The 23,663-nt window shown below is 46.1% G+C and carries 20 protein-coding genes; 15 read left to right on the top strand and 5 right to left on the bottom strand.

The window, feature by feature from the left end; genetic code table 11:
- The first annotated feature begins 225 nt into the window (after positions 1-225).
- The 11 genes from ACFSVM_RS00125 (at position 226) to ACFSVM_RS00175 (ending at position 13,166) form a co-directional block, all read left to right on the top strand.
- Positions 226-1,176, top strand: coding sequence for a ring-cleaving dioxygenase (locus tag ACFSVM_RS00125; protein WP_379259733.1), 951 nt, complete (start codon positions 226-228; stop codon positions 1,174-1,176).
- Entirely contained in the window at positions 1,173-1,790 is a 618-nt protein-coding gene (locus tag ACFSVM_RS00130; protein ID WP_076312450.1) for an alpha/beta hydrolase, read from the top strand. The genes ACFSVM_RS00125 and ACFSVM_RS00130 overlap by 4 nt, the downstream gene beginning before the upstream one ends.
- Before the next feature lie 475 nt (positions 1,791-2,265).
- Positions 2,266-3,069 carry a lipase family protein gene (locus ACFSVM_RS00135; RefSeq protein ID WP_052512105.1) on the top strand — a complete coding sequence of 268 codons (804 nt, stop codon included), beginning with the start codon at positions 2,266-2,268 and terminating at the stop codon, positions 3,067-3,069.
- A gap of 3 nt (positions 3,070-3,072) precedes the next feature.
- The gene (locus ACFSVM_RS00140; RefSeq protein WP_047912793.1) at positions 3,073-3,885 is read left to right on the top strand and encodes a hypothetical protein; all 813 of its coding nucleotides are present in this window, start codon (positions 3,073-3,075) and stop codon (positions 3,883-3,885) included.
- A complete protein-coding gene (locus tag ACFSVM_RS00145) occupies positions 3,885-5,045 on the top strand; it encodes a hypothetical protein (protein WP_379259736.1) in 1,161 nt (386 codons plus the stop codon). The genes ACFSVM_RS00140 and ACFSVM_RS00145 overlap by 1 nt, the downstream gene beginning before the upstream one ends.
- A 192-nt stretch (positions 5,046-5,237) precedes the next feature.
- On the top strand, positions 5,238-5,669 hold the full coding sequence (locus ACFSVM_RS00150; RefSeq protein ID WP_379259738.1) for an NUDIX hydrolase: 432 nt from the start codon (positions 5,238-5,240) through the stop codon (positions 5,667-5,669).
- Between the two features lie 372 nt (positions 5,670-6,041).
- A complete protein-coding gene (locus ACFSVM_RS00155; protein ID WP_076312447.1) occupies positions 6,042-6,518 on the top strand; it encodes a hypothetical protein in 477 nt (158 codons plus the stop codon).
- 537 nt (positions 6,519-7,055) lie between these two features.
- A complete protein-coding gene (locus ACFSVM_RS00160) occupies positions 7,056-8,513 on the top strand; it encodes a glycoside hydrolase family 1 protein (RefSeq protein WP_379259740.1) in 1,458 nt (485 codons plus the stop codon).
- A gap of 75 nt (positions 8,514-8,588) precedes the next feature.
- Entirely contained in the window at positions 8,589-10,019 is a 1,431-nt protein-coding gene (locus tag ACFSVM_RS00165; RefSeq protein ID WP_379259742.1) for a glycoside hydrolase family 1 protein, read from the top strand.
- Between the two features lie 204 nt (positions 10,020-10,223).
- Positions 10,224-11,075 (top strand): BglG family transcription antiterminator LicT, encoded by an 852-nt coding sequence (licT, locus tag ACFSVM_RS00170; protein WP_379259744.1) that lies wholly within the window; start codon positions 10,224-10,226, stop codon positions 11,073-11,075.
- Between the two features lie 156 nt (positions 11,076-11,231).
- Positions 11,232-13,166 carry a beta-glucoside-specific PTS transporter subunit IIABC gene (locus ACFSVM_RS00175; protein WP_379259746.1) on the top strand — a complete coding sequence of 645 codons (1,935 nt, stop codon included), beginning with the start codon at positions 11,232-11,234 and terminating at the stop codon, positions 13,164-13,166.
- A gap of 181 nt (positions 13,167-13,347) precedes the next feature.
- On the opposite strand, the gene ACFSVM_RS00180 is transcribed toward ACFSVM_RS00175, so the two are convergent.
- The 3 genes from ACFSVM_RS00180 to ACFSVM_RS00190 form a co-directional block, all read right to left on the bottom strand.
- On the bottom strand, positions 13,348-13,632 hold the full coding sequence (locus ACFSVM_RS00180; protein ID WP_076312445.1) for a DUF4176 domain-containing protein: 285 nt from the start codon (positions 13,630-13,632) through the stop codon (positions 13,348-13,350).
- Between the two features lie 122 nt (positions 13,633-13,754).
- Positions 13,755-14,714 (bottom strand): pectate lyase, encoded by a 960-nt coding sequence (pelA, locus tag ACFSVM_RS00185; RefSeq protein ID WP_081872609.1) that lies wholly within the window; start codon positions 14,712-14,714, stop codon positions 13,755-13,757.
- Between the two features lie 278 nt (positions 14,715-14,992).
- Complete coding sequence (locus ACFSVM_RS00190) at positions 14,993-16,045, bottom strand: oxidoreductase (protein ID WP_379259748.1); 1,053 nt, start codon at positions 16,043-16,045, stop codon at positions 14,993-14,995.
- A gap of 150 nt (positions 16,046-16,195) precedes the next feature.
- On the opposite strand from ACFSVM_RS00190, the gene ACFSVM_RS00195 reads away from it, so the two are divergent.
- Both ACFSVM_RS00195 and ACFSVM_RS00200 read left to right on the top strand, forming a co-directional pair.
- Positions 16,196-16,624 (top strand): Lrp/AsnC family transcriptional regulator, encoded by a 429-nt coding sequence (locus ACFSVM_RS00195; protein ID WP_047912803.1) that lies wholly within the window; start codon positions 16,196-16,198, stop codon positions 16,622-16,624.
- A 202-nt stretch (positions 16,625-16,826) separates the two neighbouring features.
- Positions 16,827-17,246 carry an organic hydroperoxide resistance protein gene (locus tag ACFSVM_RS00200; RefSeq protein ID WP_205054256.1) on the top strand — a complete coding sequence of 140 codons (420 nt, stop codon included), beginning with the start codon at positions 16,827-16,829 and terminating at the stop codon, positions 17,244-17,246.
- A 103-nt stretch (positions 17,247-17,349) separates the two neighbouring features.
- Here the strand turns inward: ACFSVM_RS00200 and ACFSVM_RS00205 are convergent, their stop codons facing one another.
- Positions 17,350-17,826: a nucleoside deaminase gene (locus tag ACFSVM_RS00205; RefSeq protein WP_379259751.1), complete on the bottom strand. Its 477-nt coding sequence runs from the start codon at positions 17,824-17,826 to the stop codon at positions 17,350-17,352.
- Between the two features lie 309 nt (positions 17,827-18,135).
- On the opposite strand from ACFSVM_RS00205, the gene ilvA reads away from it, so the two are divergent.
- A complete protein-coding gene (gene ilvA / locus ACFSVM_RS00210) occupies positions 18,136-19,416 on the top strand; it encodes a threonine ammonia-lyase IlvA (protein ID WP_047912806.1) in 1,281 nt (426 codons plus the stop codon).
- A gap of 73 nt (positions 19,417-19,489) precedes the next feature.
- Here ilvA and ACFSVM_RS00215 read toward each other — a convergent pair whose 3' ends face one another.
- On the bottom strand, positions 19,490-20,461 hold the full coding sequence (locus ACFSVM_RS00215; RefSeq protein ID WP_076312443.1) for a hypothetical protein: 972 nt from the start codon (positions 20,459-20,461) through the stop codon (positions 19,490-19,492).
- 312 nt (positions 20,462-20,773) lie between these two features.
- Here ACFSVM_RS00215 and ACFSVM_RS00220 point away from each other — a divergent pair, with 312 nt between their 5' ends.
- Positions 20,774-23,566 carry a copper amine oxidase N-terminal domain-containing protein gene (locus ACFSVM_RS00220; RefSeq protein WP_379259754.1) on the top strand — a complete coding sequence of 931 codons (2,793 nt, stop codon included), beginning with the start codon at positions 20,774-20,776 and terminating at the stop codon, positions 23,564-23,566.
- Positions 23,567-23,663: the final 97 nt, after the last annotated feature.

Genomic DNA, 23,663 nt, shown 5'->3' on the forward strand with positions numbered 1-23,663 from the left:
CAGAACTTCATTATGGTTCATCATACAAAGAGGCCGTTTTTTTGTGTTGGAAAACAATAGAAAATCTCCTCTTGCAAATTCGTTGTGGAGGGTTTATGATAAGAACATAGAAATTATCTTAAATTTAAGATATTATAATTTGAAATGTTTTACAAAGCTTAGCAGCTCAGATATAGATTGGAAATGTATAAACCAAAATTCAATAATGGAGTGGAGGAAATTAACATGTTACAAACCGCAGGAATTCACCATATTACCGCTTTTGTGAGCGATGCTCAGCGCAATGTCGATTTTTATGCCGGCGTGCTCGGACTTCGCCTGGTGAAGAAGACCATTAACTTCGATGCACCGGAAGTATATCACTTCTACTTCGGAGATGAGAAAGGAAGTCCGGGTACAATCATCACCTTCTTCCCGCAGGCTGGTGCACGTAAAGGTGTTGTCGGAGGCGGGCAAACAGGAGTAACCGTATATGCAATTCCACCGGGCAGCATGGATTTCTGGAAGGAAAGACTGACCTCATTTGATATCCGTTTTGAAGAGAAACATCGTTTTGGCGAGAGCTATATTCGGTTTTTGGATAACGCAGGACTTGTCCTTGAGCTCGTTGAACGTGAGGCGGGGGATTTGAATACCTGGTCCTTCAATGGAGTTCCGTCAGATAAAGCGATCAAAGGCTTTGGCGGTTCTGTATTGTACAGTCTGGCTCCGGAGCAAACGATCCGGGTGCTCGAAAATTTCCTTGGGCTGACGAAAGTAGCTGAAGAGGAAGGATGGGTTCGTTTCGAAGGAACAGGAAATTTGGGTAATATTATTGATATCAACAAAGTAAAAATGGCTCCTGGACGCGGCGGCTCCGGAACAGTCCATCATATTGCATGGCGCGCCAAAGATTTCGAAGAACATGAAGCTTGGCGGAACATGGCCGTAGAGGCTGGACTTCATCCAACAGGCATCATTGACCGTCAATATTTTAACGCTGTATATCTCAGAGAACCGGGCGGCATCCTGTTTGAGATCGCCACAGACCCTCCTGGGTTCGCAAATGATGAAACACCTGATAAACTGGGTGAGAAGATCATGCTTCCATCCTGGTATGAGCCTCACCGTGAAGCAATCGAAGCAAATTTGCCGGACGTCATTGTCCGTAATATTGAAGGAGGAACTAAAGTATGAATATGAAGCATATCTATCGTGAAGGCAGCAACCCCTCAGCACCAACGATCCTATTGCTCCACGGCACAGGAGGAACAGAAACCGATCTTCTTCCGCTTGCAGAGCTGGTATCTCCAGAGTCAAGTGTACTTGGGGTGAGAGGAAACGTAAGCGAACACGGAATGCCCCGATTTTTCCGCCGTCTGGCTGAAGGGGTATTTGATATAGAGGATCTGATCTTCCGTACACGAGAGCTGCATGAATTCCTGGATGAAGCGGCAGAGCAGTACGGCTTTGACCGCCGCAATATCGTGGCCATCGGCTACTCTAACGGTGCCAATATTGCGGGCAGCCTGTTGTTCCATTACGCGGATTCGCTGCGTGGGGCGATACTTCACCATCCCATGGTACCTCTTCGGGACGTTGTGCTTCCGGATTTGGCAGGTGCTCCGGTATTTATTGCCGCAGGAAAAAACGACCCGATGTGCGCTCCGCAGGAATCGGAAGAGCTTGAAGAACTCCTTACCGGCGCCGGTGCCAACGTGAAGATGCATTGGGAGAATAACGGTCACCAGCTGAGCCGTAATGAAGTCATTGCCGCAGCTGCCTGGTTCAAGGTCCAATTCAAAGCTTAAAATATTAATCACATAAATGATGATGTTAAACCTGGCAATGCGGGGAATACGGAGTCAGTCACGATCATTGTGACTACTCGCGTATCCCCGTTTTTTTGCGGTATAGAAGCGGGGTTATTCCTGTCCACTTATTGAAGATTCTCGTAAAATCACTCTTCCGAGGAACAGCTCGAAGATCTCATTTGCAAACTGAATGCACTGGATCAATAACAAGCACCAATGATGTGAAGATGATCAACTTCATATTAGTTATAGAACATCGTCTATGTATAGACGGTGTTTTTTTATGTATCTTTAGCGTTTCTTTAACGATTCTTTAGATTGGCTTGAACGTAAATTTAACGCGGGTCTGTAAGATAAGAAATGTCAAGAAGTTATCCTAAATTAGAAAGGATGGAGATTATACGGATGTTCATTCAGTCCAATCCTGCCATTGTAATTCAGAGCATTGAGGTTCATTTTGGAGATCCCGGATATGTGTAGCTCGGTGTTTAACCACGACGAGGCAATGCGATGGGGAGGCTTCATCAAGTCCGTCTACAGTGCAGATCGAACAGTCAGTGATGCGAACGCACTCCTCGAGATTGAACTGCCGAACTGGAAGATCATCGCCGGGATTTCAATTGAGCCTTCTCTGTTCAAATCGCATTCCGAAGAATGGATTGGCTGCGTTATGGAATCCTTGACCGACCCTTCCCGCAAGGGAATTGTGTATCGGGGAACGGAGACAGAGCTGGAGTGGATTGATGATTTTGAATTCTTCCTGCTGTCCTACACGGAACCTGGAGGCGTTGGCAAGGTGGAAGAGGGATTCGCCAGAATGTACCGCTCCCTTAAGGTTCACCTGCTTGAAGGAGACAAATCCCTGCTCATGACAGAGTATACCCAGAATCTCCAAGCAAGCAGCCTGACTGTTGCGGGGCATAGCCTCGGTGGAGCATTGACTGTACTGACGGCGTATGCGGCCGCCTTTTGCGGGATGGAGACAGAGGTATACACCTTTGGTTCTCCCATGGTCGGAGATCGGACTTTTACGTCCGCCTATGAGAAGTTGGTCCCCAGTACATGGCGTATCTATAATGCGCCGGATATTGTGCCAAAGCTTCCTGCTAGTGAGCTTGGATTCGCTCAGCCGGAAGTCGGCATCCAGGTAAACTCCTTAGATATTCCTGGGAGCGGGCGAGGACTGGCCGAGTACCACAAGATGGATACGTACTTAATGTGTATTTCTCAGCAACAGACTAATGATTCAAACTCAAATAATGAGAAGGTGGGATAGGTTATGCCAATTTTTTATCCAGACAACGACAATAGAAAGAGAAGATTGATTGAACTCGCTACGGACACTGAAAATTTCTTATATGATGCAACAGCGAATTATAACGATTTTAAAGCTCTGTGTACTCAAGTCAATGCTCAAATCGTAAGTGTGTATCAGGAAGCCGGATTGAAGCAGCCGGATATCAGCCAGATTAATGTCATCAAGCAGGCAGATCCTTCTACGGATATTAACACGGAGGAGACGGTTGTTGCGATTGCTGAGGTCATTGTCGATGTAGCCGGGTTTATCGGTTCGGTTAAATATTTAGCGCCAGCGGCTACCAAGATGCTGGTCAGAGCAGGGCTTATGACAGAGGAAACGGCCGCTAAGGTCTTGACCAAATTTACGGTACCACTCATCGACAGAGAAGTAGAGATTACAGCGGGAGACCTGGCAGGGAGCATCCTCGGGGGGATCGCCGGAGGCGTTGCCGTTGCTGGAATTGATCTGGGTATCGATGCGATCGAAGGCTCCATTGCCAAAAACAAATTAAGAACAGGGCTGCATCAGATTTACCCGATGAGACAAACGGCAAAAATGTCACTTGATCAGACCAAAGAGCTGAAAAACTCCATTCAATCCGTGAAGACGACGCTGGATGCAATTACGGGTGCAGGCATCGAGCTGAATGAGCAGATCATCACCAATCTGATTACGAAAGACGTGCTGCCAAGTGTGCAAAAAGCACAGGCTATTACGCTTGATGTAGTCAACGCTGAACTGAGCGGACTGGACACTGACCGCAAATCCTGGACAAATGAGGATACGAATTAATGTCGATCTTTTTTCCGGACAATGATAAGCGGCAGGCGAGACTCATTGAGCTATCTTCGGATACACAAAGTTTCTTGAATCAATTGAAAAGTAACTATGCAGAATTTACGATACTGAGCCAGGATATTAACGCCAAGATTGCAGATCTATATATACAGCATGGCTTGGCTGTCCCCGATGTTACGAGCTTTGATATCCTGCAGGCAAGCGGAGCGGCACATGATGTCTCGACAGGCGATACGGCTGTAGGGATCACCAATATTTTAGTCGATGTAGCGAGCTTTCTTATCACCGTGCAATATCTTGCTCCAGGAGTAACCGCCGTGTTGGTCGATTCGGGCATCATGGCAGCGGAGACGGCTGCAACGGTGCTTGGCTCTGTCCTCGGCGTCGAGATAGCTGTCGGAACACTTGCAGGCGGACTCATTGCTGGAGTCATTGCGGCGGTTGTCGTTGTAGGTATCGGGCTAGCCATTGATGCGATCGAAGGGGCCATCCTACGAAGCAAGCTGCGGCATGGTATACATCAGATGGATCAAGTGCGCGGTTCATTGAAGCTCTCTCTCGATAAAGCCAGTATCATGGTGGAGTCCATGAAGAGCATTCAGCGGGCTCTGGATTCTCTTCAGCAGAGCAATATTGAGATCAGTGATGCAGTTGTGCGCAATATTGTGCAAAAAACGGTAGAGCCGGCTCTGGCTCAGGCCGATGCTGTGACACTGCAGAACGTCATTGCTGAGCTGAATCAGCTCGATCAGCAGCGTGGATCATGGACAGCAGAAGACGAAGTACCTTCGGAATCTCCTGGGCCTCATAAGGTCTTCTTGATAGCCAAAGCCCCTGAAAGTACACTGCCTGCTATTCCATCGGATTTGAAGCCGACATGCTTGGCTTCTCCAGATACGCTTCAACCGAATGCGATATATCCGATCATTAAATCGGACGGTTATACCTACTGGCCGCTGAGCTATATAGATAATCGGGTAGGAATGGCAGTCGTGGCGTTCGATCCAAGCGGACATCTGGTGAAGCGCTGGGATAAGATCGGGGCTAGATACATCGTGGACATTACGGCAGATCCAAACAGCAATTCAATGATCTTCAAGGGTCAGGCTAATCAATCGTTTAGTATGCCTTGGTCTGTGCTCGGTACGCTGTAATTGCGTAACTTGAATAGCAAAGCAATCATCATCGTACATTTGCATATTTATCATTTTTATATTAAGAGGCACTCTTCTTCAATATTGAGAAGGGTGTCTTATTCTTTTGGGAAAGAACACTTGTTCCTGATATGGTTTAGATCTACAATAGGATTATATTTCCAATCTTAATTGTAGGAAGAGGAATTAGAGATGCAAAGAAGGAATGTAGTCTACTCCTTAATTATGGATGATACCTGCTCTAAGGTGCTCATGGTTCAAAACATGGATAACGGACGTTGGTCACTGCCCGGCGGGGCGGTAGAAGCGAATGAAACATTGGAGCAAGCTGCAGTTAGAGAGGCAAGAGAAGAAACAGGCCTTTCCATACAAGTAGGAGAGCTTGTCGGGGTAAGTGAGTGCATTATTGAAAAGCGCGGAGAGCAAGTGCTGTTCTTTACTTTTCTCAGTGAAGTGATCGGAGGAGAACTGCAAATCACATCACCCGAGGAGATCGGGGAAATCGCCTGGATTAATATGGATCACGCTGATCAACTGATGCCAGTGCCTTCTTATCAAGGCGGACTTAAGGCGGCAGCTAGAGCAGACCGAGGAATAACATACATAGACGAAGGAACGGCTTAGGCGGCTTGAGGAACAGATGATTTAAATCTAGAATAGATTAGATTCTTTGGAGGAGATGGGGGACAATGAGTATCTTTGAACAAGCACAGGATAATTTAAGAGCAGCAAATCAGATACTAGGTCGGTCCGAATCTATGAAGCCGTCGTGGATTATGGGGTCCGGACGCTGCCAGAGCTAAAGGCTTGGTATGGGCAGCATGAACAGGATGGACTTACCTTCTGGAAAACCAGGAATGATTCTGCTTAGAAACTATAGATTATAACAAAACTTCTAATTCACTCTTACGTCTAATGATATAGCCCATGTTCAAGCTGTGGTCAGGTATTGAATAGGCTGAAACATACTATTAAGGCAGAGGATGAAGAGACGAAATGAAGCCGACCGTAGCAGACATGATGAAGGCTTATGCTGAAGACGCTGTTGAGTTAGCTGAGAAGCTGGGTCAGAAGCTTGATTACAGTGAAGATAGCATCAAGAGCCTGGAAGGGATATTACAACGCTATCATGAAGAATTGCCCCGAGGTGTGAGAAAGATATTTAGAAGGGGCCCTTCAGAACACGAGAAGATTCAGATGTCCAAGGCTTGGGGCGGTTATTTGGGAGAAACGATCATCAAACACTTGGGGGGAGAATGGCAGCGAAGCAGTGTATCGGAGGATACGATTGCTCTTGTCGTGAGCAAGGTGATTAACGGAGAAGACTATCCTCATGAGATCTATCCTCCATCTAAGGTATACCGCAGAATAATAAACGGTCCGGAGGACAATGTTTGGCATTATTACCTTGTGCTCAAAGAGGACTTGAGCTGTGATCCAGCCCAGTCAGCCGAGTCATGTCAAGAACTCTGAAAGAGAAGCAAATAGGATCCTGAGGAGAAATGACGGATTCATTCTTATGGAATCTCTCCTGAGGGAGGGGCTGTTAATAGTCTGATGCCTAAGCTGTGCCTATGGCTTGAAACAAACGATTGTCTGCTCTTATAATGATCTAAATGATAGCTTGGTCAGTATACATTCGGAGTAAAGTAGATAATGACAGCTATAGGCACAGCAACAATTGATGGCATCTCAGTGACCAAGTTGATTTTATATTTGCACTGTGTTACGCTTACATTACATGACAACCACATAACTTATAAGCATCGTTTAATGGATTGTTACTGCTTAAGACAGGCAAAACCTAAACTGATGGTGAAATGACAGGCTCCTTAGCGGAGTGTGCTTTTACCTTGAGTTTAGGTTTTTTTTGTTTTCTGACCTCGGATGACAGCCGGCGTATTCGGGAGTCTGCCTACGAAAACAATCAAGCCTGTGTATCATTTAAGTATCTTTATCTATATTTCGAAATTTCTATATTTATATCACATAGAAGAGAGGTCGTTAATAATGACATTAGCCAAAAAAGGATTTCCGGAAAATTTCTTATGGGGCGGAGCAACCGCAGCGAACCAGCTTGAAGGAGGTTATAACCTAGGTGGCAAAGGTCTCTCCACCGCAGACATGATTGCCCATGTTCCTAAGGAGCTTCGTAAAGGCGGTCATGCCATGGACATTACTTCGGACCGTATCGAACAGATCCTCGCTGGAGAGATTGAAGAGCGTTTTCCAAAGCGTCATGGCATCGACTTCTACCACCGTTTCAAAGAAGATATCGCTCTGTTTGCTGAAATGGGCTTTAAGGTATTCCGGATGTCCATTCATTGGGCTCGTATTTTCCCGAACGGCTATGATGAAGTACCGAACGAGGAAGGGCTGAAATTTTATGATGAGGTGTTTGATGAGCTGCATAAATACGGCATTGAGCCGCTCGTAACGCTGTCCCATTATGAAACACCGCTGGGTCTGACGCAAAAATATAATGGATGGGCCGGACGTGAAGTCATCGACCATTATGTGAGATATGCGGAAACGGTATTCAAGCGCTATAAAGATAAGGTGAAATACTGGCTGACGTTTAACGAGATTAATGTCATGCTGATCAGCCCATATACGGGCGGCGGTATTCTGGTGGACAAGGTGGATAACAAGCTCCAAACGGCCTTCCAAGCGCTGCATCATCAGTTTGTGGCGAGTGCCTTGGTGACGAAGCTGGCCCATGAGATTATTCCAGGCTCCCAAGTAGGCTGCATGCTGGCTCGTATGGAGACCTATCCGAAGACCTGCAATCCAGAGGATGTAAGACTGGCTCAGCAGGAAAATCAAATCAACCTGTTCTTTACTGATGTCCATGCTCGTGGTAAGTATCCAAATTACATGGCACGATACTTTGAAGAGAATAACGTGGTTATCGAGCGCCAGCCGGGCGATGATGAAATTCTGATCAACAATACAGTGGATTTTATTTCGTTCAGCTATTACATGAGTGTAACGAAATCAGCATCTGCGGATGAGGAAGAGGTAGCTGGCAATCTGGCTGGCGGCGTGAAGAATCCTTATCTTGAGGCTTCCGACTGGGGCTGGGAGATCGATCCAATTGGGCTTCGAGTTACACTCAACAATCTATGGGATCGTTACAATAAACCGCTCTTTATCGTAGAAAATGGACTAGGCGCATATGACAAGATCGAAGAGGACGGCTCCATTCATGATACGTACCGGATGGATTACCTTAGAAAGCATATTGAGCAGATGAATGAAGCAATTAAGGATGGAGTAGAACTGATGGGCTTCACAAGCTGGGGGCCGATTGATCTGGTCAGCATGTCTACATCTGAAATGTCCAAGCGCTATGGCTTTATTTATGTCGATCTGGATGATGCAGGCAACGGTACACTCGAACGCTCGAAAAAGGATTCCTTTGAATGGTTCAAGAACGTTATTGCTACTAACGGCGAAGTGCTCTAAAGAAGATTTCGGGTGATAGAATGAACAGCCCGGCTTCTGTGCAGGATATAACAATTGAGAGAGGATTGAATAAATATGACAACTCCATTTCCGAAAGCCTTTCTATGGGGCGGTGCTGTAGCGGCCAATCAGCTCGAAGGAGCATATAATCAAGATGGTAAGGGACTGTCTGTTCAAGACGTGCTGCCAAAGGGTATATCAGCGCCGAGAACGGAAGAACCGACTTCAGATAACTTGAAGCTCGTAGGGATTGATTTTTATAACCGATACAAAGAGGACATCAAGCTGTTTGCTGAAATGGGCTTCAAGGTATTCCGTACGTCGATCGCCTGGTCGCGTATTTTCCCGCAAGGAGATGAGCTTGAGCCGAATGAAAAAGGGCTGCAGTTCTACGATGATTTGTTTGACGAGTGCTTGAAGTATGGTATTGAGCCGCTGGTCACCATCTCTCATTATGAGACGCCGCTGCACCTGTCCAAGACATATAACGGCTGGGTTAACCGCCAAATGATTGGATTCTATGAACGCTATGTTAGAACACTGTTTGCCCGCTACAAAGGAAAAGTGAAATACTGGCTGACCTTTAACGAGATCAACTCTATTCTGGAGGAGCCATTTATGAGCGGAGGCATCTTTACTCCGAAGGAGCAGCTCTCCAAGCAGGATTTGTATCAGGCGATCCATCATGAGCTGGTAGCCAGTGCCTTAGCCGTGAAGATCGGACATGAGATGATGCCAGAGGCCAAAATCGGCTGCATGGTGCTCAGTATGCCGACTTATCCGCTCACGCCGAACCCGGATGATGTGGTTAAAGCGATGCATGCAGAGCAAAGAAATGATCTGTTCGCCGATGTGCATGCCCGTGGCTATTATCCTAAATATATCAATCGTTATTTCAAGGAGAACAATATCAGCATTCAGTTTGAAGATGGCGATGCTGAAATTTTGAAGCACACGGTGGATTTCATATCCTTCAGTTATTATGTGAGCATTTGCGAAACAGCCGATCCGGACAAGCGGAATGAAGGTAAAGGCAATTTGTTCGCAGGTGTGCAAAACCCTTATCTGAAAGCAAGCGAATGGGGATGGCAAATTGATCCTCAAGGTCTTCGTGTTACACTCAATAAATATTATGACCGTTATCAGAAGCCATTGTTCATTGTTGAGAATGGACTTGGGGCTATTGATGAGCTTGTTACGGACGAGCAGGGGAATAAGACCGTGATTGACGATTATCGAATCCAGTATTTGAACGATCATCTTGTTGAAGTCGGTAAAGCGATTGAGGATGGGGTCGAGGTCATGGGCTTCACCTCCTGGGGATGTATTGATCTGGTGAGCGCATCTACTGCCGAGATGAAGAAACGTTATGGCTTCATCTATGTAGACCGCAACAATGACGGTACAGGCAGTCTCGAACGGTATAAGAAGAAATCATTTGATTGGTATAAAGAAGTTATTGGTACAAATGGAGCGAGTCTTACAGATCCGGCTGCCGAAAAGTAATTACCGAATAGTGGCACCTTCGGGAATGTTAAACGCTTTCATAAAACCGTTGTCATTTGGCTGCTGATATGGTAAGATAGGCCTATAGCTAATATATTACTGGATTGTTACTGTTAAATCAGGCAAAACCAGAGGCGGGGCTGCAACAATGCTCGGCTTTGGTTTTGCCTTTAATTTTTTGCCAGTACAAGGTGATGTGAACAGATGAAAATAGCGAAGGTGCTGAACAACAATGTTGTGACGGTCATCGATTTAAATGGTAACGAGCAAGTCGTCATGGGGCGGGGGATCGCCTTCAAGAAACATACAGGAGACTCGATTGACGAATCTCTTATTGAGAAAGTATTCTCACTCGAAAGCAAGGAAGTATCACAGAAGCTGAAAACGCTGCTGTCGGATATTCCTGCCGAATATGTGGAATGCTCGGATGAGATTATCCGTTATGCGGAAACAGTACTTGGCGAGAAGCTTCATGAGAGCATCTACATCTCGCTGACGGATCATATTCATTTTGCCATAGACCGTCATCGGCAGGGCATGCAGCTGCGGAACGCACTGCTGTGGGAGATCAAACGGATGTACCGCAAGGAGTTTGCCATTGGTCTGAAGGCGCTGAATATTATTGAAGAAACGCTCGGCGTTCTCCTGCCGGAAGACGAATGCGCATTCATCGCAATGCATCTTGTAAATGCCCAGATGAACGGCGAGATGAGGGAAACGATCAGCATTACGAATATCGTCAAGGATATTCTAAACATTGTAAGACGAAGCTTTGTGATTGAGCTGGATGAAGATTCGCTCAGTTACTATCGGTTCTTAACGCATCTGAAATACTTTGCACAGCGGGTGATAGCAGGGACCGCCATTGAAGGGAAGGAAGAGGATAACCCGCTTCACGACCTGGTCAGCAAGCAATATCCTGATGCTTACGCTTGTGCCATGAAGATTAACGATTACACCCGAAAAATTTATGGACGGGTATTATCAAAGGAAGAAATATTATATCTGACCATTCATATTGAGCGGATCGTCAGAAACGAACAGCCAACCGAATAATACGGGATTGTTACTGTCGTACAGGCAAAACCTAAACGTTGAATCACAGATAAGTTGATCTTGTCTTGGTTTCAGTGTTTAGGTTTTTTTCTTTCCTATTCTAAGTGCAATACGAGCTTTGAACTTATTACTTTTCCTAAAAAGGAGCAGATCATCATGGATAAACAACAATTGTCCAAAGATATATTGAAGCTGGTCGGCGGTGAAGAAAATATTGATCAAGTAACGCATTGTATGACCCGTCTTCGCTTTAACCTGAACGACAATAGTAAGGCCGATAAGAAGACACTCCAAAATACCCCGGGTGTCATGGGTGTTATGATCAACGGGGGTCAGTTCCAGGTTATCATTGGTAACGAGGTACCTAAAGTGTACAACGCACTAGTCGGCAATATGAGCAAATCACCGGATGCGGGTACGAATGCATCCAGCGAAACAAAGACGAAGAAAAATCCGCTGAGTGCTTTGTTTGATTTTATCTCCGGCGTCTTTACCCCGATTCTTCCGGCGATTACCGGAGCGGGGATGATCAAAGGGATTGTCGCACTCCTGGTCACACTGGGCTGGATGTCCGAGACAAGTTCGACGTATCAAATTCTGTCGGCGATCGGAGACGGAGCGTTCTACTTCCTGCCAATTATCTTGGGGATTAGCACAGCACGCAAGCTGGGAAGCAATATGTACATCGGTGCAGCGATCGGGGCTTCTGTACTCCATCCGACGATAACCGCCTTGCTAGGAACAGGTGAAAGTATAACCTTTGCCGGACTTCCTGTTGTGGCAGCCACCTATTCTTCATCGGTGATCCCGATCCTAATTGCGGTGTGGCTCGCCTCCTATGTTGAGAAAGCCGTAGACAAGGTTACCCATGCATCACTTAAGCTAATTGTTGTTCCTACAGTTACGCTGCTCGTCATTGTACCTGTGACGCTTATTGCCGTTGGTCCACTGGGTGTTATTATCGGTAATGGCTTGACGGATGGTTTCTCCTGGCTGTTTGATAACACAGGACTGTTTGCAGGACTTATTATTGGCGGAGCTTTCTCGCTGCTGATTATTACAGGCATGCACTATGCCCTTGTACCAATCATGATCGGTTCGATCGCAACATTGGGCTATGATTACCTGATTCCGATGATGATGGTAGCGAACTTTGCCCAAGCTGGCAGTGCGCTCGGCGTATCGCTCAAGTCCAAGAACAAACAAACGAAATCACTCGCAATGTCGACGAGTGTTACGGCCTTCATGGGAATTACGGAACCCGCGATGTACGGGGTCAACATGAAGTATAAGAAACCGTTTATCGCGGCCCTGATCGGGGCGGGTATCGGCGGTGCCTTCATGAGCTTGTTCCATACGAAAGCTTATGTTGTCGGCGGCCTTGCCGGTTTGTCCGGTATTCCCATGATTCTGGGTGAAACTTTCGTATATGCTGTTATCGGTCTTGTGATTGGTTCGGCTGCAGCTGCAGTCCTCACTTATATTCTTGGATTTGATGAAGAGATCGCGGTGGAGACTCAGGAAGCTAAAGAAGTGAATACACAGGGCGCCAATGCTTCACAAACTTCTGTGACAGCTGATGCAGGAGCTGCAGCTTCCGTGTCCGTGAATGAGGAGGAAGTAAAAACAGAAGATCAGGAAGTATACAGCCCGATTACAGGTGAGGTCAAACCGCTGAGTGCGGTGAATGACCCTGCGTTCTCTGAAGAGATTATGGGTCAAGGATTTGCCATTCAGCCATCCGAAGGCCGGGTTGTCTCTCCGATTAACGGAACTGTCTTCTCACTGTCCAAGAGCGGTCATGCGATTGGCCTTGTGAGTGACAGCGGAGCGGAAATGCTGATTCATATCGGTATTGATACAGTGAAGCTGAAAGGGCAATTCTTTAGTCCGAAGGTTCAAGCTGGAGCGAGGGTATCCGTGGGTGATCTTCTGATGGAGTTCGACAGGGAAGAGGTCGAAAAAGCAGGCTACGAAACAATTACACCTGTCATTGTAACCAACATGCACCAATACGGAGCGATCCAATCCGCAGGAAAAACAAACGTCCGTGAAACCGAGCTGATCTATACAGCCAAGGCACTGAAATAATGAAAAAAGTGATTTCGTTACTCGAAGAGAGATTTGAAAAGGATTTTTGAAGAAAGCCCAGCTAAATTACAGCTGGGCTACTTCTTTACACCCACTTAGTGAGATTTTTGGATGAAGAACGACTAACCGGAGTGATTCAGCCAAAAACCGAACGCTCGATTCAGCCAAAAACCGAACGTATTTACTCGGCTTCCTTGATCGCTTCAGCAAGGATTTTACGGAAAGCAACTTCCTCATGATCCTCAAATCCTTTAAATATAACATCCTTGATATCCTCGTGGTTAAAGAAGACATTAGAGTCTTCTGTTAAATTGCCGTGTGGATAATAACATGCCACATAGTCCCATGTACTCTGAGACTCAGTATCATTTTGCAGCCGGCCATAGATCATCAGCTTCTGCTTCCATTCCTTAATGCGTACTACAGAACCGATCGGCAGCAGGTCTTGTTCATAGTTAACAGTCATGATCGTTCCTCCTTTGCAGGTCAATGCTCTTATTTAACCATAATGACCCATAGACATGCAAAAGAAGCTGCTTGTTATTTCATTCCTATCACATCAGCCATTGGAGGATTAGCCGCTTCATCTTAATAGATGCCCAAGCTATTGGCCCAGTTCCCATACCAGGAATAATTAACTCTTCGTTCTTGTTCAATATCACTTAGCTTGTACTTCACTATACCGTCTCGACCGACAAAGATCGGTTTATTGGTATTGATCTCATAGAAACGAGCCCAAATGGCCGGCGCACTCGGATCACTAACCACCACAACATCATCCGTAGTCTTTACTACTTTGATACCGGTGATTTTTACAGCTTTGAGCCAATCTTCCGCTGCCTTGATACTATTTGCAATTGCCGTAGTAGAGGCTCTAGTCTTGAGGAACTTAACGATGTTCACACTTTCCTGTGCGCTAAGAGAAGGAACCTCATAGGATCTTGCTCCAGCCGGCTTTAGTGTTGAGGAATCATGCTGTTGTCCCCAAACGGTAAGTTTACCGTTCACAGACACCTGAATTTGCAAAATTAAGTTGATTCCCTTGGATACAGCACTACTGGCTCTGCTGGCTAACGTGCTGTCCACAAAGGAAAAATCGCCTTTTTTGTTAGCGACGTCATCGAGTAGAATCATAACGTTAATCATGGCGTTGTCATTAAATGTAATGTGCTTGTGATAACCGGAGCTGTTGTATATTTGCGGCCAGCCTCCATTCGCATATTGCATGTTTAGCAAGAAGTTGATTCCACGGATCGCAGCAGCAGAATATTGAGCATTGTTGGTTTTCTGGTATTCCGCGGCCAATCTTCTGATCTCGGTATAAGTTGCCTTATTATCAATCGTAGATTTGGACCATTCTCCGCTCGTCGTGCTGTAATCCTTTTTCCATCCGCCATCGGCTTGCTGATATTTGAGTATGTCGGAAATACTTGCCGTTTCTCCTGAACTCGCTAGGACAGTAGAGGAAGGCGGAATCAGGAGAGTGATAACGGAGAATATCAGGGATAATGCCAAGAGAGCTGGAATCTTCTTGAATTTTGCCAACATAACAGTCATCTCCTTATTAATTACTTAATGTAAACGTTTACAGTCTTGTTGCTTATTATATCGGACGACCACATAATTGTAAATAATTTTAAAAAATGGATTGAATATCCTGATTATTTGCAGATAACCTGATGTTCACCAGCATTTGAAAAAGCAAATAAACACAAAAAAGCACTTATTCAAGTAACCGGAAAAGTACACACCTGTGGTGTATCGTTTAACCTGGGTCGCTTAAAAAAGTGCATTAAAAGTGAATTAAAAGTGCTAAATGCTCTCTTCTAGATCAATTGTGCTAAATGGATTGCTGAATTATATGGATTGAGCGGCAATCCGTTCTTAAGGCGGTTAACAAAATCGTTATTCGCCAGCAAGGGACGGCCAAATGCAGCCAAATCGATGACACCTGAACGGAAGGCTGTCACAGCAGAATCGGGAGTCAGATTGCCAACTCCGATGATATAACCTTCCCATCGACTCCGCACGAGCTCGTGAAATGTCAGACCTTCCCACATCGGCTGGGAGAAATGGTTTGTAGATGGATGGATGACTTGCAGACCAACCTCGTGAAACATCTCGATGTATGACTCGATCTCAGCGATAGGGTCTAACCATCGGAAACTGGGCTCATCGTCTTTCAATTCAGAGAAGCGTAGAACGACACGCTCCATACCGATATCCTCACCAATGGCAGAGAGTATTTCTCTCATTAGTCTCAGACGCTGAGTCCTGTGACCACCATAACCATCCGTACGTCGATTTGTGGATTCCGATGCAAATTGATCGATTAGATAGCCATGGGCTCCGTGAATTTCGACCCCGTCAAAACCGGCTTGTATAGCATTATTAGCTGCCTGTTTAAAGTGATGTACGGTCATACGAATATCTTCATTCGTCATTTCCTTAGGCATAGCGTAAGGTTTACGCAACCGATGTACAAGCCCCTCAGCACGCAGAGCAGAGGGGGCAAGGGGTGGACGGCCCCCTGTTAAATCAGGATGGGTCAGCCTGCCGACATGCCATAGCTGTGCTATAATGGTGCCGCCTTTTTCATGTACTGCCTCCGTGACTTTGCGCCAAGCACTCACTTGCTCGCTTGTATATAATCCAGGTACTCCAAAGGTCCCTTTTCCTTGGATTGTCGGTATAATGCCTTCTGTGATGATAAGGCCTATTCCGTCTTCCGCTCGGCGTTGATAGTAAGCAATGACATCCTCACCAACCGTACCCGTAACATCATTGGCAAATGAGCGCGTCATTGGAGCCATTACAATCCGTGTTTGTAGTTGCCAGGGCCCGATTCGAACGGGCTGTAACAATTCGTTATTTATCATATCCATGCCTCTTCTTTCAATTGATATAATAAATAATTTTATATAATATCGATGTTAGGTACTATAGAGTTTTAAAGTTAATATGGAGTTCGAATCTTTAAATTCATTTCATTTGATGAATTATACCTTGAATATAAAGGAGTATGATTGATGGACGATCTGGACAAGCAAATCTTGCTGCGGTTGCAGGAGGAAGGGCGCATCTCTATGACGGATCTAGGAAAGGCCGTCTCCTTATCACAGCCTGCCGTTACGGAGCGAGTACGCCGCATGGAAGAGAACGGAATTATTGATCACTATCGTGCAGTCATTACCCCAGAGAAGATCAACAAGCAAATATCCGCATTCATTCTGTTCTATACTAAAGGATGTGATAACTTCGTCAGTTACTGTAAAGAAGCACGCGATGTCGTTGAGTTGCATCGAATCAGCGGACATCAGTACAATTTTCTTGTCAAACTGGTTACCGAATCTTTACTAACCTTGGAGAGTGCAATTAATGAGCTTGGAAAATATGGTGACTCAACGACCATGATCGTACTCTCATCACCAATCAAGCAAGACCAGTTAATCCCTTAAAGATCTTTAGGCTGTCGAGAAATTCTCGGCAGTCATTTTTATTTTTATTTAATTCAAGCAAGGTATGGATTTACTATATAAATTTTTTTATGCTTTACATGTAAAAATAAATTTAGTAAAATTAAATTGTAAACAATATAATTTTAAGCGAATTAAATAGTGGCTATATTCAATATGGATAATGAAAAGGAGAATGAGGAAAATGAAAACATTGTATGAAACAACGGTAATCAATACAGGAGGGCGTCAAGGCATTGTGCAATCTCCAGATAATGTATTTTTGCTGGAGGTGGCTGCACCACCGGAGCTCGGCGGCAAGGATACAACGGCTACCAATCCTGAGCAGCTGTTTGCAGCTGGATACAGTGCCTGCTTTAACTCAGCACTTGAGTTCCAATTGAAGAAGAACAATGTGCAGATCGAGAAGAGCACCGTGTCCGCAACGGTATATTTAAAAACAGATCCGGCAGATAACGGTGTTAAGCTTGAGGTGGAGCTGGATGTGCGAATCGACGGTTTGGATGAGGAGACAGCTCACAAGTATGTAGAGCTTGCTCATGATTACTGCCCGTACTCCAAAGCCATTAAAGGAAATGTCAATGTAACGGTAAGCATGGGATAATGAAATTCACGCGATAACTCACAATAACAAAAGCCAGTATGTCCGGGATTATACCTTGTTTAGGAGACAGGGCACAGTGCCGGGAATACTGGCTTTTTCTTTTTTAGCAGGTATGTAACTGGTGATGGAGCTTCCGGACTTGCTCGGCTAGCTCCGGTACAGGGCCATCTACTACGGTATCACGAATAACTTCGTGAATAGGGAGGCTCAGCACCCGAGATGAGCGGGCGCCCATATCATTCAGCCACATGGACAGCTGAGCTGAGGAGCTCGCATAAACGATCCGTCCTAAGCCAACCCATCCATGGGCAGCGGCACACATTGGACAATGCTCGCCAGATGTATATACGGTTGCTTGGCTTCGTTCTAGTGGGTCCATGTGCTCTGCAGCCCAGCGTGCTAATGCAAATTCGGGATGCTGGGTAGGGTCACCGCCTCCTACATGGTTACGTTCCTCGGCAAGTACGGTGCCATCAGCGGATACAAGGACGGAACCGAAGGGCTCGTCACCTGCTTCAAGAGCATTTCCTGCTAGCTCTATGCAGCGTTTCAAATGTGCAAGATCTGTATCATTGACCATGGCTGTTCATCTCCTGTTCTCTATTGCTATACTGTCAGGCTATCATGATTATCGGTATCTTGAAAATAAGATCCCCAAAAATATGGTCTGATTGGAGTTCGATTCGCTGGTAAAAATAAGTACAGATGAGGAGGGCATGCCGCGCAGGAAAGTGGTACAATACATAGAAATGATAGCTGATAGCTAAGTCATAGACAGAGAAATGCTGCGTAAGAGAATTCTTTTCATATCACCCATCGTTTGATGAGTTGTGGAATGGATTCGAGTACATGCCTTGCGCGTACCAAATTCAAGCGGAGTGTGGAGAGAATGGAACCAGTAGAGACATCAAAAAGTGGAAATGTCCCTGTTGTGGGAATGGAAGATATCGTCAGAGCACACCATGTGCTGAGAGAGGTTATCGTACGTACACCACTCCAGCGTGATGCTGTGTTATCTGCGAAATACAATTGCGAAGTTTATCTAAAGAGAGAAGATTTGCAAGTCGTTCGTTCATTTAAAATCCGTGGTGCTTACAACATGATCCGGAGTCTGTCCCAGGAGGAGAGAGAACGGGGGATTGTATGCGCGAGTGCTGGGAACCATGCGCAAGGGGTTGCTTTTTCATGTAATGCCTTGGGAATTCAGGGCAAGATCTTTATGCCAAGCACAACACCGAGTCAGAAGGTTAAGCAGGTAAGACGTTTTGGAGGAAGCAATGTGGAGGTCGTGCTTACAGGCGACACTTATGACGATTCCTATGAAGCGGCCATGCGTGTATGCAAGGAGCAGGAGCTTACGTTTATTCATCCTTTTGATCAGCCGAAGATCATTGCAGGCAATGGAACGATTGGGATGGAGATCATGGAGGATCTGGACACCCCCGCGGATTATGTGTTTGTGACTATTGGCGGTGGTGGACTCGCGGCAGGTGTAGGTGCTTATATCAAAACCGTTCATCCGGAAACGAAGGTCATTGGCGTAGAGCCGTTAGGCGCAGCTTCCATGACGGAGGCCATTGATCAGAAGCAGGTCGTTACCCTGCAGCAGATTGATAAATTTGTGGATGGTGCAGCGGTTAAACGTGTGGGTGATCTCACCTATGATATCTGCAAGAACGCACTGGATGATATCTTAAAGGTGCCGGAGGGCAAGGCGTGTACAACCATTCTTGAATTGTATAACGAAAATGCCATTGTGGTTGAACCGGCGGGTTCCTTGTCTGTTGCTGCACTAGCGCAGTATAAGGATCAGATTCAAGGAAAAAAAGTCGTCTGCATCATCAGTGGGGGCAATAATGACATTGACCGGATGCAAGAGATTAAGGAACGTTCGCTCATGTATGAAGGGCTCAAGCATTATTTCATGATTAACTTCCCGCAGCGTGCGGGGGCACTCCGTGAATTTTTGGAGGATGTGCTCGGTCCAAATGATGATATCGCCCGGTTTGAATATACGAAGAAGAATGACAAAGAGAACGGTCCGGCCCTGGTCGGCATTGAGCTGATGTACACCGAGGATTACGAGCCGCTCATCGAGCGTATGAATCGAAAAAATATTCAATATACCGAGCTGAACAAGGATCTTAATCTCTTTAATCTCTTGATCTGATATATTTTAGGTGATAAAAATAGAGCCCCGCTTACAATCGTAAGCGGGGCTTCTTGTGCTGCACATTAGCATTCTATCCGTTCGTTCCGACATGCTCCTCGAGCCAATCTTTTACCTCAGAGGTTTGCTTGAACTGATGATCCTTCAGTACGTTAACGAACTGCTTCAGCAGCTCGTGCAGCTGACTGTTGTTATCATTCGGGCGACCGGCAATGAACGTGTAGGCTGTTTTGGCATGGGGTCTGATCGCTCCATTGTCTTGGAAGAGAGGGGTATTATTCATCCCGTAAAAAATAACGTGTCTGTACAAGTCATATTGATCTTCCATTTGCCGTGTGCGATTAGAGTTCGGATAGTTATTAACAAATCCTTCGAGCAGTAACGCACGATTGACAAGCTCCTGATACCCGATCGCAAGAGCGGCATCCTTACCCAGCTGTTTGCGAGAGAGCTCTGACTGGATGCTGATGTAGGCAGAAATATCCTCTTTGACATCCTCCTCGTAACGTTCAAAAGCAGAATAATCCATCGTCAGGAAATACATGCCTTCAGCGGTAATGACCTTGTATCCGTAATTTTTAGCCTGTGTCAGCAGGTTTTTCACTTTTTGAGTTTTTGCCTTTTGGATCAGCTGGTTCATGGTGTCGTTTTCTTTGAAAAAGGTCTGCAGCTCCTCTTGAACGTCCTGCGGGTACAACTTCTTATCAATGGACGGCATGGCTTTGATCCGTGCATTCTCTAAATAGAGCACCATAAGCGTCGCATGATGGGGAGATGCTTTTGATATATTTTTATTCAGATAAGTTGCAGCTTCCGGCAGACCGTTCGGTTGTTTAAGCAAAGCTCGAAACTTGTTCAGGATAACGGACGACTCCGATGAAACTGCCTCAGCAGCTGCAGGTGCTGATGTATTTGCTTGCGCGGTATTTTGGGCGAAGGCGGGGCTCCATCCGGCAGGCAGCAGCAATGCTGCACTGCTTAACACAGCCATCCATTTTACGGTGGATTTCCGGTTGTTCTTATGCCGAAGTATCGTGTTCTTCATAATTATAACCTCCTAAAAATGATGGATAGATTTACATACATGGGTTACCTAAAGTATTTACCCTAATTACCCGAGGCCCACCTGCTCTAGTTGAAATGATGTGGCACAATAATGATCGAATTGCACACAATGGTCTCTACTGATTCAGCAAGCGAGCCAACATTTGGCCCACGCAAAAAAATAATTTTCTTCTGACTTGTAAATATGGAACATTATCCCACTATTCTGCGTTATAAGATTGCTGACGTGAAATGAGCCGCATAAGTTGCAAATGGATCTGATGTTTTTTAATCCAATGGGAAGCTGGAGGAAATGATGATGAAGAAATGGGTATCCTCGGTTGTGATTGCTGCACTGGTATCCGCGGGCGTTGGTCATACGCCAGGTATGTTAAACGCGGCGACTGCCATCCAAATTTATATCGATAATGAAAGACTTCCGTCTCCCCAAGCGCCTGTAATGAAGGGCAATCGGGTTCTCGTTCCACTGCGCTCGATCTTTGAAGGGCTGGATGCGAATGTAATATGGAACAATAAGACGAAGACAGTTACAGCGACAAAAGGAGACCAGACGGTCTCCATGACGATCGGATCGAGCTATGCCACGATCAGTGGAAGCAGAGTCACACTCGATGTTCCGGCGTCGATCATCAAAGGCAGCACTATGGTGCCCATCCGCTTCGTGACGGAGGCACTTGGTGAGGAAGTGCTGTGGAACTCCAGTGCCAAACGTGTAGATATTATTACGAGCAGCAATGATCTGTCTTCTTCCACTGTAACGACCAGGGTCGGTACACAGTACGGGGATGCAAGAGATATCAGCGTGGAGTTTACCCCTTCGCAGAACGAAGGCGGGGTGCATGAATACCGGGTCATACTGGTCAAAGCCTCAAACAGTGGAAGCTTTAATCTGAATGAAGCCAGAAATGTATCTTATACGAGCTACACCCCCGTATCGAGAACGAATGGCAAGCTTAGTGTGACGTTGAAAGAGAACACACTGGATGCAGCGGGTCAAAAGATACAGTCTGGCACGGCTTACAAGGTCTATGTGCTGACCGTGGGGAATGATGCTTCTGATTTCTCCTATGTGCTGTCCTCGGCTAAAGATCCGATTACGATGAATGCCAAGCCGGCAGTGGCTGCAGCCTCAGAGGTTAAGATACGAGATATCGCGAATCATGGGGACGGAAGAGATATGGAAGTCAGCTTCAAGCAGCCGGGTACGACATCGGATATTACCAATTACCGCATCTTTGTCGTTAAGCAAAAGGATGCTTCATCCTTTGATGTGAACGCAGCCAGCAGAGCAGCGAACAGCTATTCTACACCCGTGAATAAGTCGAGCTCATCAACGATTACGACGACGTTGTCTTCAGGCACACGTGATTCATCGGGAGAGATGATCAAGAACGGCATCCCGTATGTCGTCTACATCTATTCGGCTAGCTCGAACACGAATAATAAGCAGCATAAGCTGTCTGGTGCTTCCTCTGCGATTACACTCGACAGTGCTACATTGACGGCTCCATCCATCACGGCAGTCAATGATGTAAATGATTATGGCAATGGCCGGGATATACAATTGTCCTTCAATAGAGCAGGCAATGAGGCCAAGGTCGGTTTTTATAGAATATATGTGGTTAGGAATAATCAAGCATCGTCTTTTAATATGACTGAAGCGAATAAGCTGGGCTCGGACCGATACTACGATATCTCCAAGACAGGTAACAATATCACCACCACCTTGCCTGAAAAACTGAAGGATACCAGCGGTAATACAATCCGAGAAGGAGAGACGTACCGAGTCTTTGTTGCATCCATGGGCAATCAGCAGGGGGGATACTCCAATCTGCTCTCTGGTGCCTCAGCCCAGATTACCCTTGTGAACAACTCGGTAACGAAGCCGATCAGTGGACTTGCGGTAAGTGATATTCAGGATTATGGGGATGGCCGTGACCTCAGAGTGACGTTTAACAAATCATCGAATGAAGCAAGTGTGGATCATTATCGCGTATTCGTCGTGAAATCGGGGAATGCAGGGGCTTTAAATGTATCTATTGCAAGCAGCATGAACAGCTCAAGATACACGCGTGTAAACAAAACAGGCGGCAATCTATCTGTAGCCTTGTCAGCTGATGCGAGAGATACAGACGGTTCCATTATTCGCAGCGGAGTAAGCTACCGCGTATTCGTTCTTGCGGTCAGTAACAGAGGTGACAGCAAGCTGAACTCTCTGTCCGGTGCTTCATCTGTGATCCAGCTATCGGCGAGTAGTGCCCAGCCAGCTTCCTCGGTAGAGGCGGTAGTGAACGGAACCAATGGGGATGGACGTGATGTCACCGTGAAGTTCAAGAAGGCTTCGGATGAGACAGGGCTGTCCCGTTATCTTGTTATGGTAGTGCGGGCGGATGAAGCGAGCAGGTTTGATCTGGCATGGGCAAATCGGGTGGACTCGGGGAATTATACAGCAGTGGCGAAGAAAGGATCGGATCTGTCACAAGTGCTGAACGAGAATACCAAGGACGTCAGGGGTGATCGTCTCACTCCGGGAACAAATTATAAGGTGTTCGTGTTGTCGCTAGCAGATGGCAAAGTACGCTCGGAAAATGCTTTGTCACAGCCATCTAACACCTTCGTAATCAATAAAGCACCTGTCGCAGTGGACACTGCCGTCATAACGAAGGTGGAGAATAAGCCTGCTGAGAATCCGGCTATAAAGGTGGATTTCAATAAGGCAGGCAATGAAGCCGGATTGTCCTTCTACGCAGTCATTGCGGTGAAGGCGGCGAATGCAGATCAATTTACGCTGGAGCAAGCGAATGCATTGCCAAGAAGCCAGTATACCGCGGTTTCCAGAACGGGAGACAACCTGAGCGCGGTGCTTGATACGTACGCGCTGGATGCAGATGGCAGCACATTGAAGGCGGGCGTTACCTATCGTATCTTTGTATTATCCGTAGCTGATGGAGACAAGGCAACTGTGAACAGCCTGTCGAGAGCAAGTGACACGATTGTAATGGAGGAATTGCCTGCTGCAGCTGCACCTCAATCACAGAGCACATCAGGTGAACACGGAGAAGACTCGGCTTCTAAGGATATATAATGGCTGCAGTTTAGGAGCATGACGGAAGTAGGAAGAAGCTCGAATTGCGATTAGCGGCAATTCGAGCTTCTTTGGTATGTTATCCACATGTTAATAA

This window comes from Paenibacillus shunpengii (assembly GCF_042684905.1).
In the GTDB taxonomy this organism is placed as follows: Bacteria; Bacillota; Bacilli; order Paenibacillales; family Paenibacillaceae; genus Paenibacillus; species Paenibacillus shunpengii.

Bases quoted from the DNA above. Each gene is read 5' to 3' on its own strand.
- ACFSVM_RS00125 (WP_379259733.1), top strand. From the start codon at position 226: ATGTTACAAACCGCAGGAATTCACCATATTACCGCTTTTGTGAGCGAT.
- ACFSVM_RS00215 (WP_076312443.1), bottom strand. From the start codon at position 20,461: ATGAAGAACACGATACTTCGGCATAAGAACAACCGGAAATCCACCGTA.
- ACFSVM_RS00140 (WP_047912793.1), top strand. From the start codon at position 3,073: ATGCCAATTTTTTATCCAGACAACGACAATAGAAAGAGAAGATTGATT.
- ACFSVM_RS00190 (WP_379259748.1), bottom strand. From the start codon at position 16,045: ATGATAAATAACGAATTGTTACAGCCCGTTCGAATCGGGCCCTGGCAA.
- ACFSVM_RS00205 (WP_379259751.1), bottom strand. From the start codon at position 17,826: ATGGTCAATGATACAGATCTTGCACATTTGAAACGCTGCATAGAGCTA.
- ACFSVM_RS00145 (WP_379259736.1), top strand. From the start codon at position 3,885: ATGTCGATCTTTTTTCCGGACAATGATAAGCGGCAGGCGAGACTCATT.
- ACFSVM_RS00155 (WP_076312447.1), top strand. From the start codon at position 6,042: ATGAAGCCGACCGTAGCAGACATGATGAAGGCTTATGCTGAAGACGCT.
- ACFSVM_RS00220 (WP_379259754.1), top strand. From the start codon at position 20,774: ATGATGATGAAGAAATGGGTATCCTCGGTTGTGATTGCTGCACTGGTA.
- ACFSVM_RS00135 (WP_052512105.1), top strand. From the start codon at position 2,266: ATGTGTAGCTCGGTGTTTAACCACGACGAGGCAATGCGATGGGGAGGC.
- ACFSVM_RS00130 (WP_076312450.1), top strand. From the start codon at position 1,173: ATGAATATGAAGCATATCTATCGTGAAGGCAGCAACCCCTCAGCACCA.
- ACFSVM_RS00165 (WP_379259742.1), top strand. From the start codon at position 8,589: ATGACAACTCCATTTCCGAAAGCCTTTCTATGGGGCGGTGCTGTAGCG.
- ACFSVM_RS00150 (WP_379259738.1), top strand. From the start codon at position 5,238: ATGCAAAGAAGGAATGTAGTCTACTCCTTAATTATGGATGATACCTGC.
- ACFSVM_RS00180 (WP_076312445.1), bottom strand. From the start codon at position 13,632: ATGACTGTTAACTATGAACAAGACCTGCTGCCGATCGGTTCTGTAGTA.
- pelA (WP_081872609.1), bottom strand. From the start codon at position 14,714: ATGTTGGCAAAATTCAAGAAGATTCCAGCTCTCTTGGCATTATCCCTG.
- ACFSVM_RS00160 (WP_379259740.1), top strand. From the start codon at position 7,056: ATGACATTAGCCAAAAAAGGATTTCCGGAAAATTTCTTATGGGGCGGA.
- licT (WP_379259744.1), top strand. From the start codon at position 10,224: ATGAAAATAGCGAAGGTGCTGAACAACAATGTTGTGACGGTCATCGAT.
- ACFSVM_RS00195 (WP_047912803.1), top strand. From the start codon at position 16,196: ATGGACGATCTGGACAAGCAAATCTTGCTGCGGTTGCAGGAGGAAGGG.
- ACFSVM_RS00175 (WP_379259746.1), top strand. From the start codon at position 11,232: ATGGATAAACAACAATTGTCCAAAGATATATTGAAGCTGGTCGGCGGT.
- ilvA (WP_047912806.1), top strand. From the start codon at position 18,136: ATGGAACCAGTAGAGACATCAAAAAGTGGAAATGTCCCTGTTGTGGGA.
- ACFSVM_RS00200 (WP_205054256.1), top strand. From the start codon at position 16,827: ATGAAAACATTGTATGAAACAACGGTAATCAATACAGGAGGGCGTCAA.